The sequence below is a fragment of the Quadrisphaera sp. DVD1 genome (assembly GCF_058932755.1).
In genome coordinates this window covers 1-14,355 of record NZ_JBZYWI010000078.1, presented here as the reverse complement: position 1 = coordinate 14,355, position 14,355 = coordinate 1, and the positions used below count along the sequence as shown (strand labels likewise).

The window sequence follows — 14,355 nt, the reverse complement described above, 5'->3', positions numbered from 1 at the left end:
GCGGCTGTCGGTGCGCACCGCGGTCGGCCCCGGCGTCGTGCTGGCGCTCACCGGCGCGGTGCGGGCTGCCGCGGCCTCGGGGGCGGACGGCGGCACCCGCACCGTCGTGGTCGGCGCACGGGTGCCGGTGCCGGCCGGGCGGCCCGCGAGCGGGGTGGGCGAACTGCTGTCGCGCGTGGAGTCCCTGGCGCCGGCCGGCCCGGTGGGGTCAGGAGCGGCCCCGCCGGGGCGGGTGCGGGTCGAGCGGATCTCCCGCGGCGGGGCGCCGACCGCGGCGGTGGTCTACATCCCCGGCACCCAGACGTGGTCGCTGCGCGGTCCGGTGCCGATGGACGCCGCCACCAACCTGCGAGCGCTCGCCGGGGGCCGCACCGCCTCCGGTGACGCGGTCACCCGCGCCCTGCGGCTCGCGGGCGTGGGTCCACGTGAACCCGTGCTGCTCGTGGGGCACAGCCAGGGCGGCATGACCGCTGCGGCGCTCGCCGCGGACCCCGCCTTCCGGGCGCAGTTCAGGCCGATGGCCGTGCTCACCGCAGGGGCGCCCCTCACGGGCGCCGACGTGCCGCCGGACGTCGCGGTGCTGGCCCTGGAGCACACCGGCGACCTCGTGCCGCTCGTCGACGGCGCCGCGCCACCGGACGACCCGAGCTGGACGACCGTGGTGGCCGACCCAGGAGCCGTGCCGCCGCACGGGCTGGCCGGCTATGCCCGCACCGGAGCCCTGGTCGACGCCAGCAACCACCCCTCGGTGCTCGCCTGGCGGGAGGCCGCGGCGCCGTTCCTCGACGGCGGCGGCGCCCGCTCGGTGGCCACCGACTGGGTCGCGCGGCGGGCGGGGTGAGTGGCCAGCCGCTCGTGCGCAAACCGCATGGGGCCACCCGTAGACAACGTCCCTCATCTGGCCCTGCCGCTTGCCTCCGCGCAGCGGTCGCGCGTTCGGGCAGTGAGCCTGGGCTCCGGCCCAACAAAACCTCTTCTGTGTCGGGCCACTTCGCCAGTCGTGTCGCCGGAGTGGCGGCTCGGGACAGAGTCTTGACAGGAAAGTCGTCTCCGTGAGATAACACTCACTGTCCTAGTCACCCGCCGAATGGAGCTTCATGATCACTGCCACCGCTCACCGCCGTACCCTCCGTCAGGACCAAACCTCGATCTTCATGAGCGAGCCCTTCGTCGACGCGACCGCCACGGTCGAGCTCCGCGGCTCGCAGGGCAGCTGGCTCGTGAGCGCTGGCGTGCTCAACACGGCCTACCGCGCACAGCTGCGCGCATACCGTGCCCAAGCCTGGGTGGACCAGGCCGGCATGACGCGAGGCCCCGGTGGGCAGCTGCGGCCGAGCAACTGCATTCGCGTCGTCGATGTCGCGCACCTGGTCGCCGCTACGCCCAGCCGTCGCCCCTGATGCTCATCAGCGTCCTCGAGGCCGCCCGTTCTCTCGGGATCTCCGGGGGAGCGGGCGGCCGCCTCGCCGCAGCAGGTCTGCTGGGTGACGTCACCATGCGCGGCACGCGCCGCGTTGTCGACGCCGCTGTAGTCATGGAGTTAGCTGCACGTCAGGAGGTTGCGGAAGACGCCCCTCGTGCCCTCGTCGTTCGGGTCGGTGGCCCCGAGCCGGTCGAGAGCGACTGGAGGGGCTGGATTGGCTGGTCCACCACCTGGGACGAGACCACCCAGCAGGACGCGGTCCGCGGCGACTGGATCATTGACCCCACGCAAGCGCTCGAGGCTGGCCGACTCGTCGTGCTCGTTGGCGGCTTCGTAGCGGCCGCTTTCGCCATCGCGGGCCTGGAGCGCTACGAATGGGACGAGTCCTCGCATCGGCATCGGGCCCGGTTCATAGTCGCCCGTGACGTGGAGGCCGCCGCTCCTTTCGCGGGACACAGGTGGAACCTCGGCCCCGGCTGGGCCGTCGCCGTGCTGGGCTAACGCGGGGCGGGCTGAAGACAGCTCAGTAAGACGCGCTGGAACGGTGCCTGCGGGGTGCAGCCCGGGCTGACCCGTTGGACGGGGCACTGTCCGATTGTGCAAGTGGTATCCCTGCGCCGTCCCTTGCCTCGGTGGCGGTTCTACGTGCCGGCTGGTCAACGGCCTGGCAAGCAGGCTGGCGCGGAACGGCTTAGGTCGTTGCAGGCAGGTGAAAGGGCCGGGTAGTGCGTAGGCCGGCGTGGCTGGTCTGCACCCCAGCCACCGCACCCGTGACCTACCCGTAGATAACGTCCTTTATCTACGGGTTCCGCTAAGCACGGTGGAGGGGCGCGGGGCGCCCTTACTGAGGGTGGGTCAATGGACTTCCCGTGGGGGCTCGAAGTACGGCAGTCCAACGACGGACAACTTGGTCTGCAGGTTCAGGTCGCTGGTGGCCACATGCACTACCGAGCCGGGGTGTCCCGACTGCAGCCTGAGGATTGATGCGATCAGCCGGTCATCCGGGACGTCCAAGTCGAGCCAGGATGGCAGGCCGTCACTGCGAGGCTCCACATGCTCGAAGATCACGGAGACTTCGCCGGCGACGCGGGCCCCAGCGCGAACGTCGCCGTTGTCACGCAGTCCCTTCAGGCGTCGATCTGCCTTGCGCGCGGCCTCGCGCAGTTCTGGCGTCCGCCCAGCGCGCTTGAGGTCATCAAGTTCTCGGATCACAGTGGGCAGGAGGTGCACGAGGTACTTCGGCCCCAGCTGGGCGCGGTAGATCGCAAGGTCGGGGTCGTCGAGCAAGGCATTGGTGTCGACGACCAGACGCACCGCATGACTGTCCTGGGGGAGAAGGCTTGCGAGGCTTTTGAGGTCAGCGATCGAGGCGGCGATCGCCGTCTTGGCGGCTTTGATGCTGCTCGGTACGGAGTGATCGTCGCCCTGGCGGGTCAGCCATCGCTCCAGTAGGCGGCAGGCGTCTTCCAGACGCCTGGCCACTTCTGGCGTCGGGTGAGCGAAAAGGAGCTGGAAGAGAGGCGCCCAGCCGCGGAAGTGTTCGAGCGCTTCCATGCGGGCGGCCTGCATGAGGTCGTCACTGGGGGCCCAGCCCCAGCTTGCGTAGCCGAGGAACATCACGCCGGAGTCTCGGCCGCGGTTGGGGTCGATGTTCTGGATGCTCGAGCGGTCGAGGATGCGCTTGTACAGAGCGCCGAGCTCGTCGAGTTCCTCCAGCAGTCTGTCGACGTAACTGGTCTGCTGGGACGCCCGAACGATGGCCATGTCGTGATGGTGCCCCCGGGGTACGACCGTCCCCGGACGCCCTGTGGCTCATCGACCAGCAGGCTCGATGGCGTCTCGCATCAGTTCGACGGCCTCATCCATGGCGTAGCGGCTCTCAAGGATGCCCAAGACGTCAGACGCGGACCAGGTCTGTCCGACCCGCCCTGAGCGGTCAGCGATGGCGTGGATGGCTCGTGTCGCGCGCAAAGGGTCCAACGACACCGTGTTGAGGGCGAACTCGTGCACGGGGAGGACTTGCAGGGTGCCGGGGAGCTTGGCGGCGGGAAAGTCCTTGAGGTTGGCCGTGACGATCGCTCCGGCGCCGGCGATGACGGCGGCCGCAGCCACGTGTTCATCGTCGGGGTCGGGCAGGCCAAAGCTGCCCTCCAGCGGCTCCCACCCGGTGACCTCGGCGTCGATGAACCCCGCCCGCATCTGCTCGATGAGCCGGTTGGCCCGCTGCTCGGCATCGCTGGGCGAGACGCCTCGCTTCTGCAGCTTGAGCGCCTCGTGGTGCTCCAGCTCGGCCAGGATGGCTGAGCTCCACACCGGCCGGTACATGCCCTCGATCGCCAGGGACAGCAGGAAGTCTCGCTGCAGGCTCGGCCACAGCACCGAGGTGTCGAGCAGTCCCGTGAACACGTCAGCATCCTGTCAGGACGCTGGTCCGCGGGCGCTGCGCGTCGTCGCCGAGACGGGCAAGCCTGCTGCGGACAGCAATCAGGAGCCAGCGGTGTCCCGGCGTCGGCGTGCAACGTCCCGGCGGGCTTGACGCAACTCGGTCAGCACCGTCTCGACGTCGGTCTCCTCGTCCATGTCGGCGCTCATGGCCTCCAGAGCGGCGTACTGCTGGCTGCGGCGCTGCTCGCGGAAGGCCAGCAAGTCCTGCAGCAGGATCCGGCGGTGGGTGCCGACCCGCTGGAAAGGGATCTTGTCCTCGTTGAGCAGCTTGACCACTGTGGGGCGGCTGACTCCCAGTAGTTCGGCCGCCTGCTGGGTGGTGAGGGTCTGGGTCTGCGGCACCACGGTCACTGCCAGGTTGTGGCGCATCGCCTCGATGACCTGGCGCAGCACCCGGTAGGCCTCAGGGGGCAGTTCGACCTGCTCGCCCATGGCCGGGCCGGCGAGGAAGTAGCGCGGCTGAGGCTTGCCCCGTCCGGCCTCCTCGTGTGCGGCGAGGAAGTCGTAGACCCGAGCCACCTCATCGTTGGTGTCGGGCAGGTAGGTCTCTTGGTCGAGTGGCGCGATGCTCACGGAACCTCCTTCGGTGAAAGAAACGTAACCTGTTTCGTTCCTTGCGTCTAGTCATCGGTGGGGCGCGGTGCTCCCTTGAGTCAGTGACGACAGCCACCGCAACGCCGCTCCAGGCAGAAGGGGCGCCCCGGTCAGGTAGTCGATGCGTAAAAGTAAAGTCTCAGGTATGGTGCACCGTCAGGAAGTCAAGATCGCTAATAGGAGATGGCATGGGTGCAGCAGGGCCGTCGCAGTGGGCCAGGGACCGTTTCGGTGACCTCGCTGAGGAGTTGCAGCGGGTCATCCCTCAGGCGATCCAGGAGGCTCACGGCTACGCACTGGCGGCGCAGCTGTCCAGCGGGCGTCGCACGCATGAGCCGTACGGCGCGACGTTGATGGTGAGCCAGTTCGAGCAGCTGGTGGAGGCCACTCGCGACCTGCCTGGGGTGGTGGCCCGTCGCCCCGCTGCTGCTGGGGCGCGCTTTGAGTGCGTCGTGATCCAGGACACCGCCGTGGTGCTCTACCCCTTGCGCTATGCCAAGGACAACTCCTCCCACGAGGACGCCCGCCTGCGAACCCCGGTGTCGGACCTGCGCAAGGCACTGCTGACGCTGACCCAGCCGGTGTTGGAGACGCAGTTGACCTTCGACCAGGCCGGTCTGGAGCCTGAGGAGCTGGAGGCCCAGTTCGCTGAGGAGGCTGAACTGCTGAAGCAGCTGGTCACCCTCGGGCAGGTGGTGATGATCGGCTACGCCAGCCACCCCGACCGCGGCGTGATCAACCTCGGGTGGGGAAGCGCCGAGCTGCTCGACGAGGACAGCGGCTCAGTGATTTGGCACCACTGGGAGCCGTTGCCGCTCGCCTACGCCGCTACCGGCCGCAGTGGCGGCATGGGTGGCAGCCCGCTGGGCGCCGTGCGCCCGCTCATGCCGACGCAACCGCCGGGTTCTCGCCCGGCGGGGCGCTTCGACGACTCCCCGCTGGACGACGACCTCGACCTCACACTGCGCAGTCCCCTGGCCGGGCCCCCCAGCAGCGAGGAGGAAGCGGCTCCGCCCAAGACCGGTAGTGATGAGGACGGCGATGACGACGGCGGAGCACGTTGACCAGCGCCGGACCGCGCAAGGGCCCAGAACAACTGCGCCTCCTGGCCACCCGCGACCTGCAGCGCGACACCGCTAGCAACCTCCAGCCGGACGCTGGCGGCCATGGCTCCAGGCCCGACCCTTCAGCCTCGGCGGTAGCGGCCGCCTTCGACCCCGCCCGACTCACCCAGGGACGCAGGCTGGCCGGCCTGACCAAACGAGCCGTCGCTGAAGCCCTAGGCGTTTCCGCCGTGGCGGTGGGCCAGTGGGAGGCGGGAACCACCGCCCCGCGCCCAGACCACCTCCAACGCCTGGCCGACGTGCTCGATGTACCGCTGGCCTTCCTCGCAGTGGGTCGCCCCTACGCCCGACTCGATGCCAGCGCCGCGCACTTTCGCAGCTTGCGACGCACCCCAGCTACACAGCGGGCACGGGCCATTGCCTTCACCGAGCAGGTATGGGAGCTGGCTCACGCACTGGAGAAGCGCGTATCCCTCCCTGCGGTTGACCTGCCCGGATTCACTGCCGGCGAGGTCACCCAGGAGAGCCTCGGCGCAGACCCTGCAGGTGCCGCTCAGGCGCTGCGGCGGCACTGGGGGCTGGGGGCCGAACCGATCCCCCACCTGGTGCGCACCATGGAACGCCACGGCGTGATCGTCACCCTGGTGCCCTTCGCCGGCAGCGCTACAGCCACGGTGGACGCCTTCTCCACCTCCCACCTGCCCCGCCCCGTCGTGGTGCTTACTCCGGACCGGGGCTCTCCCGACCGTGCGGGTGACGTCTACCGGCACCGCTTCACCGCCGCCCACGAACTCGGACACCTCGTGCTGCATCCCGAGGCGGCGCCAGGAGATGCAGTGCAGGAGAAGGAAGCGGACGCCTTCGCCGCGGAGTTCCTCACGCCCCGGCAGGTGATCACACCGCAGCTGCCGCCGCGCATGGACCTGCCCGCCCTCGAACGCCTCAGCAGCGCCTGGGGTGTGTCGGTGGGCTCCCTGGTCTATCGCTGCCGGGAGGTCGGCGCGGTTTCCGAGGCCGCGTACCGGCGCACGTACCAGCGCTTGAACCAGTTGCGCACCGTTGGGCTGTTCAGCGCTGAGCCTGTGCAGGCCTACCCCGGGGAAGTACCTGTCCTGCTGCGTCGCGCGTTCGACCTAGCTGAGACGCAGGGGCTGACCCTGCAAGCTCTAGCCGTCGAACTGCGCTACACCTTGCCGCGGCTGCGACTGCTGCTCGGCGAGGAGGATGCTCGCCCCCAACTGCGCTTGGTCTGATCAACGCTATGGGGCTATGGGGCTATGGGGCTATGGGGCTATGGGGCTATGGGGCTATGGGGCTATGGGGCTATGGGGCTACGGGGCTACGGGGCTACGGGGCTATGGGGCTACGGGCTGTGGCGATAGCGCTACGGCCGCAGGACCCGCAAGCTCCCTGCCACCACAGCAAGCTTGCGGGTCCTGCGGCCGCCCTCTTAAATGAAGGTGCACCAGGCGGGGAGCCGGGAGCGATGGCGCGCACCATCACCCGCGACTCCCCAGCTACCAGGGCTCGAGCGTGACCTGGACTGACGAGCGCGACCAAGTGATCGACAGTCTGAATCCCCGCTTCACAGCACCACCCCCCTCCTGGGGTTCGAGAGAGGCTCCGCCCCCCGCAGGGCGGGGCCTCTCGTGCGTCACGCCGGTTGGCGCCCGTCCATCGTCAGTGCGTGAACGGCGGCCGTGCAACTGCGCGGGCAGCACCCTTGCAGCGGAGGGACACGGCGCCTCGACATGGTGCACACCCTGCTAGCGCAGCGTCCACAGAGTGCTCCCGCGCCTTCCAGGTAGTTCCCTTGCAGGCCTGTTATAGGTAGAATTGCCTGTACCCCCGGAACCCCGGGTACCCCCCGTACCCCCGGTTGCCCCGCCAGAAAGGTCAGTGACTTGGCTCAGTCCACCGGCACGAGGACTCCTGAGTCTGCTCGACAGCTCCACAGCGCTGTGAAGAGGTCGGGCCGGCAAAGCACTGTGCCGCTGCCTATCGCCTTCGTCCGAACCCAGACGCAGGCGGTTCCTGTGCCGCCGCTGGCGCAGCTACTGCGAGGGGGCCGTGGAGGCGAGGTCCGCCTGAAGCTGTACCTGTCCCTGTGCCTGGTGGCCACCAAGGCGCCGCACGACATCCGGACGCCCATCCCTGCCCGGGCGTGGGCTGCGGCCCTAGGTCTGCGCGATCCCGACACCGCTGGGGCTCGGCGCGTCAACGACGCACTGCGCTGGTTGCACGACGCCAAGTACATCCGCCTGGAGGGGCGGCGGGGCCACCCCCCGGCCATCCAATTGCTGGACGTCGACCCTCTCGGCTCCGGGAAGCTCTACAGGGAAAGGGCAGGCTCTCGCTATCTGACGCTTCCCCTTGCCCTCTGGGAGCATCAGTGGATCGTGGTGCTTTCCGGGGCGGCTATGGCGCTTCTGCTGGTTATTCTCGAACTTCAAGGTGGCAGGAAGGTTGCCTATTTGGAAACCGGACGACACAGAGAATATGGATTATCGGGTGACACTTGGACACGCGCCTCCGCTGAACTTAAAGAGCTTCAGCTCTTGACGGTAGGCCGCATCAGTCAAGGCGACGACTTCGACTTCAGACGTATGCGAAACACCTATCGAATCGATATCGAGCGACTAAAATCTCCTCCGGCGTGAAGTAGCCTGCGGCGGTCCGACCTCGCATGGCAGTTCAAGCGGCAGAATCCTCTCGCGAGGCACCTAGGTCACTGCTGCGGTGAGGGATCGCTCGGCTGGCGTCCGCCGAGCTGGAAGAGCGCGAGGTCGATGTCGCGTGCGGACCAGGTGTTGCCGCTCTCGAGCAGTTCCTGGCTTGACGTCCCGCGGGCTGGGCGGCTGTTGGATCGGTGATGGGCAGGCGGCCCAGGGCGAGGCAGCTGGCGGAGTGCACCACGCGTGCGGCCAAATCCAGGCGCACGGCGCGCCGGATCCCGATCGCCACCGAAGCGACGAGCAGGGCCGCGCCCACCGGGGTCTGCAGGCCAGCGGCGGCGACGGGGTTGAGGAGGAGTTCGTGCTGGGCCAGGCCGAACAGCACCGTGGGCGTCGCCGTCACAATTCCGGCGTCCAAGCCCAGGCCGGGCAGGGCCGCGCCGCGGATGCGACGGGCACTCTCGCGGATGGTTGCGGTGATGACGGCGGGGACGATCATGGCAGGCTCCGGGGTCGCGGCGGTCGAGGAGTGCACATTTCGCGCTCATGGCCGCACCCGGCGGTCCGTATCGTCCGGGCCAGGATAGACCGGCCGGGCGACAGGCACACCGCATCGCGTCACTGGTGTACGCCTCAAAAACGACGGTTTGTGCGACTGTCCGTCAGTACCTCGACACGCCGTCGTGTCCGCGTCCAGAACTCGTGTCCACAACTGACGTCGCAGAACTTGCCTGACCGACGTTTTCGAACGGGCACGTGCCGACCCGCCCGAAGGCAGGCGAGCTCAGACGCCGACCGCGCCTCCGTCTCAGGACGATCCGGCCGCCGCCCGGCCCCGGCGGGGCAGGGCGCTGGTGCTCACCTCGTCCATCTCCTCCAGCGAGCGGCCCTTCGTCTCGCGCACGGTCTTGAGGACGAAGAAGAACGACGTCGCGGCCAGCAGCGTGTAGAGGCCGTAGGCGTACGGCAGGCCGGCCTCGGCCAGCGGCGGGAACGTCGTGCTGATGACGAAGTTGGCGATCCACTGGGCGGCCGCGGCCACCGAGAGCGCCGCGGCGCGGATCTTGCCCGGGAACATCTCCCCGAGCAGCACCCACACCACGGGGCCCCAGGTGGCGCCGAAGAAGACGATGAAGAGGTTCGCGCCGACCAGCGCCAGCGGGCCCCACGCGCCGGGCAGGGAGATGTCCTCGCCGGATCCGGTGGACTGCGTGAAGGCCAGCGTCATCACCGCCAGGGACAGGGCCATGCCCAGGGAGCCGACGAGCAGCATCGGACGGCGCCCCACCCTGTCCACGATCGCGATGGCGACCAGGGTGACGACCACGTTCGTCACCGCGGTGACGACGGACAGGATCGTGGACTGCGACTCCTCGAAGCCGACGGAGTTCCACAGCGACGTGGAGTAGTAGAAGATCACGTTGATCCCGACGGCCTGCTGGAAGACCGACAGCAGGATGCCGACCCACACCACCGGAAGCAGGCCGAGCCGGGGCCCGCGCAGGTCGCGCAGGCTCGGGTCGTGCTCGCGGCGCATGCTCGCGGCGATGCTGGCGACCTTGCGACGCACGGCCTCGGCGCTGCGCAGGCCCAGCACCTGCTTCAGCACGCCCCCGGCCTTCTCCTCCTCGCCCTGGGCGATGAGGTAGCGCGGCGACTCGGGGACGCTGAGCGCCAGGCCGGCCCACACCACGGCCGGCACGACGCCGACGAGGAACATCCACCGCCAGGCCGCGAGGCCGAACCAGGTCTCCTCACCGGCGCCGCCCGCGGTGTTGGCGATCAGGGCGTCGGAGACCAGGGCGGTGAGGATGCCGACGGTGATGGCGAGCTGCTGCAGGGAGCCCAGGCGCCCGCGCACGTGCGCCGGGGCGACCTCGGCGATGTAGGCGGGGGCGATCACGGACGCCGCGCCGATGGCCAGGCCGCCGAGCACGCGCCACAGGATCAGGTCCCAGACGGCGAAGGCGAAGCCGGACCCGAGTGCGCTGACCCCGAACGCGACGGCGGCGATGACCATCACCCGGGTGCGGCCCATCCGGTCCGACATCGGCCCGGCGAACCAGGCCCCCACCGCTGCGGCGAGCAGCGCGCACGAGACGGTGAAGCCGCTGAGCAGGGCGCTGAGGGCGAACTGGTCGGTGATGGCGTCGACCGCGCCGTTGATCACCGAGCTGTCGAAGCCGAAGAGGAAGCCGCCCACGGCGGCCACCACCGAGATGGCGATGACCTTGCCGGTGGTGCGCTCGGCGTCGGGGTCCTGGGCGCTCTGCGCCTGCTGCGGCTCGGCCATGATCGCGATCGTCCGCCCGACGGCCTCCGCGCGCACGTCGGCGCCCACCGACGTCTCCCGGACCGCCCCTACGCTGCGGCTCCATGGCCACCGCGCACGAGCCCGCTCCCGTCGACGCCGACACCACTTCCGGGACGGCGTCCCCCCGGCTGCGCGCCGCGCTCGCCGCCCTGCCCGGGTACTCCCCGGGGCGCCCGGCGCCGGTGGGGCCCGACGGCGCCTCGTACAAGCTGTCCTCGAACGAGAACCCGTACCCGCCGCTGCCGGCGGTGCTCGAGGTGGTGCAGGCCGCGGCGGCCCAGCTCAACCGCTACCCCGACATGGGCTCGGCCGACCTCGTCGCCGCCCTGGCCGCGCACCTGGACGTCCCGGCCTCCCACGTGGTGCCGGGCACCGGCAGCGTGGGGGTGCTCGGCCAGGTGCTCCAGGCCGCGTGCGGGCCCGGTGACGAGGTCGTCTTCGCCTGGCGCTCCTTCGAGGCCTACCCGATCGTCGTGGCGGTCTCGGGAGCCACCGCCGTGCCGGTGCCGCTGACCGCCGACGCCCGCCACGACCTCGACGCGATGGCCGCGGCGATCACCGACCGCACCCGCCTGGTCATCGTCTGCAGCCCGAACAACCCCACCGGCACCGTGGTGGGCGCCGCCGAGCTCGACGCCTTCCTCGACCGCGTGCCGGCCGACGTCCTCGTCGTGCTCGACGAGGCGTACGTCGAGTTCGTGCGCGACCCCGGTGCCGCCGACGCGCTCGCCGCCTACCGCGCCCGCCCGAACGTCGCGGTGCTGCGGACCTTCTCCAAGGCCTACGGGCTGGCCGGGCTGCGGGTCGGCTACGCGGTGGCGCACGAGCCGGTGGCCGACGCGCTGCGCAAGACGGCCGTGCCCTTCGGGGTCTCCGGCATCGCCCAGCTGGCCGCGGTGGCGAGCCTCGCGGTGCAGGAGGAGCTGCTCGAGCGCGTGGACGCGCTGGTCGCCGAGCGCGAGCGGGTGGCGGCGGCGCTGGCCGAGCAGGGGTGGCGCCTGCCGCCGTCCGAGGCGAACTTCGTCTGGTTCCCCGTGGGCGGGGCGACGCCGGAGCTCGTCGCCGCGTGCGAGCGCGCCGGCCTGTCGGTGCGGCCCTACGGGCTGGACGGCGTCCGGGCCACCATCGGCGAGCCCGACGCCAACGACCGGCTCCTGGCCGTCACCGCGGAGTTCCGGCGCACCCACCCCGCCTGAGCGGGGTGAGGGGACGGCCGGGCGGGGACGGCGTGAACGCGACGTGCACAGCCGACCAACGCTCCCGTAGGCTACGGTCCCGTAGGTAAGGGTGGAGCGCGGCGGCTGCCGCAGGGGCGTGGAGGTCGCATGGTCGCTGGTCAGTCGTCGCCGCACGGCGTCGAGGAGGCGCACCCCGTCGTGCAGCTGCTGACCCCCGCCGGGGAGCGCGTGCACGACGACGAGCACTCACCGCTCGTCGAGCACCTCGGCCCCCAGGACCTGCGCGACCGCTACCGCGACATGGCCCTGGTCCGCCGCTTCGACGTCGAGGCCACCGCGCTGCAGCGCCAGGGCGAGCTCGCCCTGTGGGCCAGCTGCTCGGGCCAGGAGGCCGCGCAGGTCGGCGCCGGCCGGGCCCTGCGCCCTCAGGACCACGTCTTCCCCACGTACCGCGAGCACGGGCTGGCCTGGACCCGCGGCCTCGACCCGGTGACGCTGCTGCAGCTCTACCGGGGCACCACCCACGGCGGCTGGGACCCGGAGACCGCGAACTTCCACCTGTACACGCTGGTCATCGGGGCGCAGACCCTGCACGCCACCGGCTACGCGATGGGCGTGCAGCGCGACGGCGCGGTCGGCTCCGGCGACCCCGCGCGCGACACCGCCGTCCTGGCCTGCTTCGGCGACGGCGCGAGCGCCCAGGGCGAGGTCAACGAGGCGTTCGTGTGGGCCGGGGTGTTCAACGCCCCAGTCGTCTTCTTCTGCCAGAACAACCAGTGGGCGATCTCCGAGGGCAACGAGCGGCAGATGCGCGCCCCGCTCTACCAGCGCGCCCCCGGCTTCGGCTTCCCGGGCGTGCGGGTGGACGGCAACGACGTCCTCGCCGTGGAGGCCGTGGTCACCGCGGCCACCGAGCGCGCGCGGGCGGGGGAGGGGCCGACCCTCGTGGAGGCCTTCACCTACCGGATGGCCGCGCACACGACGTCCGACGACACCACGCGCTACCGCAGCTCCGCCGAGGAGGAGGTGTGGCGCGGGCGCGACCCGCTCGCCCGCCTCGAGGCGCACCTGCGCGCCAGCGACGCCGCCGACGAGCAGTTCTTCACCGACCTGCGCGCCGAGGGCGACGAGCTCGCCGAGCGCGTGCGCCGCGAGGTCCGCGCGATGACCGACCCCGAGCCGACGTCGATGTTCGACCACGTCTACGCCGAGCCGCACCCGCTGGTCGACGAGGAGCGCGCCTGGCTGACCGACTGGGTCGCCTCCGCGCCCGGCGCTGAGACCGAGGAGGCCCGATGACCACCCTCACGCTCGCGAAGGCCATCACCGCCGGGCTGCGCTCGGCGATGGAGGACGACCCGAAGGTGCTCGTCATGGGCGAGGACGTCGGCCGCCTGGGCGGGGTCTTCCGGGTCACCGACGGCCTGCAGAAGGACTTCGGGGAGGACCGCGTCATCGACACCCCGCTGTCGGAGGCCGGCATCGTCGGCACAGCGATCGGCATGGCGATGCGCGGCTACCGGCCAGTCTGCGAGATCCAGTTCGACGGCTTCATCTACCCGGCGTACAGCGAGATCGTCACCCAGCTGGCGAAGATGGGCGCCCGCCTGGGCGGCGCCGGCACCCTCCCGGTGGTGCTGCGCGTGCCCTACGGCGGCGGCATCGGCGCCGTGGAGCACCACAGCGAGTCGCCCGAGGCGTACTTCGCCCACACCGCGGGGCTGCGCGTGGTCACGCCGTCCACGCCGCAGGACGCCTACTGGATGATCCGCCAGGCGATCGCGAGCCCCGACCCGGTGATGGTCTTCGAGCCCAAGCGCCGGTACTGGGAGAAGGGCGCCGTCGACCCCGCGGCCCCGGCGCCCGCCCTGCACGCCGCGCGCGTCGTGCGGCCCGGCGAGCACGTCACCCTGGTCGGCTACGGCCCCACGGTGAAGGTCGCCCTGGACGCCGCGGAGGCCGCCGCCGCCGAGGGCACCAGCGTCGAGGTCGTCGACCTGCGCAGCCTCTCGCCCGTCGACTTCGACACCGTGCAGGCCTCGGTGCAGCGCACCGGCCGCCTGGTCGTCGTCCACGAGGCCCCGACGTTCCTGGGCCTGGGGTCCGAGCTCGCGGCCCGGATCACCGAGCGCTGCTTCTACGCCCTCGAGGCGCCGGTGCTGCGGGTCGGGGGCTTCCACGTCCCCTACCCGGCGGCCCGCGTGGAGGAGCACTACCTGCCCGACGTCGAGCGCGTGCTGGACGCGGTCGACCGCTCGATGGCGTTCTGAGGAGCTGGTCGCAGTGGCACAGGTGCAGCGCTTCGCCCTGCCCGACGTCGGGGAGGGCCTGACCGAGGCCGAGGTCGTCCGCTGGCGGGTCGCCGTGGGCGACGTCGTCGCGGTCAACGACCCGGTCGTGGAGGTCGAGACCGCCAAGTCCATCGTCGAGCTGCCGTCCCCGTTCGCGGGGGTCGTCGACGCGCTCCTCGTCGAGGAGGGCGTGACCGTGGACGTCGGCACGCCGCTGCTCGCGGTGGCCTCCGGCAGCGACTCCGGCGGCCACCCGGGGGCCGACGCGCCGCTGTCCGCGCCGGCGCAGGGCGTCGTGACCGGCCAGGGCGGGTCCGGCGTCGAGGGCGGCGCGGTCGCCCCGGTGCAGGAGGAGGCGCGCGAGGCGGTCC

The 14,355-nt window shown here is 71.0% G+C and carries 14 protein-coding genes and 1 pseudogene; 10 read left to right on the top strand and 5 right to left on the bottom strand.

Translation table 11 applies throughout. The features are described from left to right. The 3 genes and pseudogenes from AC5FZL_RS10350 to AC5FZL_RS10340 all read left to right on the top strand — a co-directional run. Window positions 1-841 (top strand): annotated as a pseudogene (locus tag AC5FZL_RS10350) (hypothetical protein); the annotation flags it as partial. A 256-nt stretch (window positions 842-1,097) separates the two neighbouring features. Beyond that, complete coding sequence (locus tag AC5FZL_RS10345; protein WP_493618501.1) at window positions 1,098-1,400, top strand: hypothetical protein; 303 nt, start codon at window positions 1,098-1,100, stop codon at window positions 1,398-1,400. Next, window positions 1,400-1,924: a hypothetical protein gene (locus AC5FZL_RS10340; RefSeq protein WP_493618500.1), complete on the top strand. Its 525-nt coding sequence runs from the start codon at window positions 1,400-1,402 to the stop codon at window positions 1,922-1,924. The genes AC5FZL_RS10345 and AC5FZL_RS10340 overlap by 1 nt, the downstream gene beginning before the upstream one ends. 354 nt (window positions 1,925-2,278) lie before the next feature. On the opposite strand, the gene AC5FZL_RS10335 is transcribed toward AC5FZL_RS10340, so the two are convergent. From AC5FZL_RS10335 to AC5FZL_RS10325, 3 genes are all read right to left on the bottom strand, one after another. Next, entirely contained in the window at window positions 2,279-3,187 is a 909-nt protein-coding gene (locus AC5FZL_RS10335) for a PIN domain-containing protein (protein WP_493618499.1), read from the bottom strand. Between the two features lie 48 nt (window positions 3,188-3,235). After that, window positions 3,236-3,829 (bottom strand): PIN domain-containing protein, encoded by a 594-nt coding sequence (locus AC5FZL_RS10330; RefSeq protein ID WP_493618498.1) that lies wholly within the window; start codon window positions 3,827-3,829, stop codon window positions 3,236-3,238. A gap of 78 nt (window positions 3,830-3,907) precedes the next feature. Continuing rightward, the gene (locus tag AC5FZL_RS10325) at window positions 3,908-4,441 is read right to left on the bottom strand and encodes a helix-turn-helix domain-containing protein (RefSeq protein ID WP_493618497.1); all 534 of its coding nucleotides are present in this window, start codon (window positions 4,439-4,441) and stop codon (window positions 3,908-3,910) included. Between the two features lie 209 nt (window positions 4,442-4,650). Between AC5FZL_RS10325 and AC5FZL_RS10320 the strand changes: the two genes are divergently transcribed. The 3 genes from AC5FZL_RS10320 (at window position 4,651) to AC5FZL_RS10310 (ending at window position 8,186) form a co-directional block, all read left to right on the top strand. Continuing rightward, on the top strand, window positions 4,651-5,526 hold the full coding sequence (locus AC5FZL_RS10320; protein WP_493618496.1) for a hypothetical protein: 876 nt from the start codon (window positions 4,651-4,653) through the stop codon (window positions 5,524-5,526). A 56-nt stretch (window positions 5,527-5,582) separates the two neighbouring features. Beyond that, complete coding sequence (locus AC5FZL_RS10315; protein WP_493618503.1) at window positions 5,583-6,779, top strand: helix-turn-helix domain-containing protein; 1,197 nt, start codon at window positions 5,583-5,585, stop codon at window positions 6,777-6,779. Window positions 6,780-7,640: 861 nt separating this feature from the next. Next, on the top strand, window positions 7,641-8,186 hold the full coding sequence (locus AC5FZL_RS10310; protein ID WP_493618495.1) for a hypothetical protein: 546 nt from the start codon (window positions 7,641-7,643) through the stop codon (window positions 8,184-8,186). 34 nt (window positions 8,187-8,220) lie between these two features. Here the strand turns inward: AC5FZL_RS10310 and AC5FZL_RS10305 are convergent, their stop codons facing one another. Together AC5FZL_RS10305 and AC5FZL_RS10300 are read right to left on the bottom strand one after the other, a co-directional pair. Continuing rightward, the gene (locus AC5FZL_RS10305; RefSeq protein WP_493618494.1) at window positions 8,221-8,700 is read right to left on the bottom strand and encodes a hypothetical protein; all 480 of its coding nucleotides are present in this window, start codon (window positions 8,698-8,700) and stop codon (window positions 8,221-8,223) included. A 309-nt stretch (window positions 8,701-9,009) separates the two neighbouring features. After that, window positions 9,010-10,494 (bottom strand): sugar porter family MFS transporter, encoded by a 1,485-nt coding sequence (locus AC5FZL_RS10300; protein ID WP_493618502.1) that lies wholly within the window; start codon window positions 10,492-10,494, stop codon window positions 9,010-9,012. A gap of 83 nt (window positions 10,495-10,577) precedes the next feature. Here AC5FZL_RS10300 and hisC point away from each other — a divergent pair, with 83 nt between their 5' ends. From hisC to AC5FZL_RS10280, 4 genes are all read left to right on the top strand, one after another. After that, entirely contained in the window at window positions 10,578-11,711 is a 1,134-nt protein-coding gene (hisC, locus tag AC5FZL_RS10295) for a histidinol-phosphate transaminase (RefSeq protein ID WP_493618493.1), read from the top strand. Window positions 11,712-11,840: 129 nt separating this feature from the next. Next, window positions 11,841-12,992, top strand: coding sequence for a pyruvate dehydrogenase (acetyl-transferring) E1 component subunit alpha (gene pdhA / locus AC5FZL_RS10290; protein WP_493618492.1), 1,152 nt, complete (start codon window positions 11,841-11,843; stop codon window positions 12,990-12,992). Further along, window positions 12,989-13,963 carry an alpha-ketoacid dehydrogenase subunit beta gene (locus AC5FZL_RS10285; protein WP_493618491.1) on the top strand — a complete coding sequence of 325 codons (975 nt, stop codon included), beginning with the start codon at window positions 12,989-12,991 and terminating at the stop codon, window positions 13,961-13,963. Before pdhA ends, AC5FZL_RS10285 begins: the two co-directional genes overlap by 4 nt. Before the next feature lie 13 nt (window positions 13,964-13,976). Beyond that, window positions 13,977-14,355: biotin/lipoyl-containing protein (locus tag AC5FZL_RS10280; RefSeq protein WP_493618490.1), on the top strand; the 379-nt coding region annotated here is incomplete at its 3' end.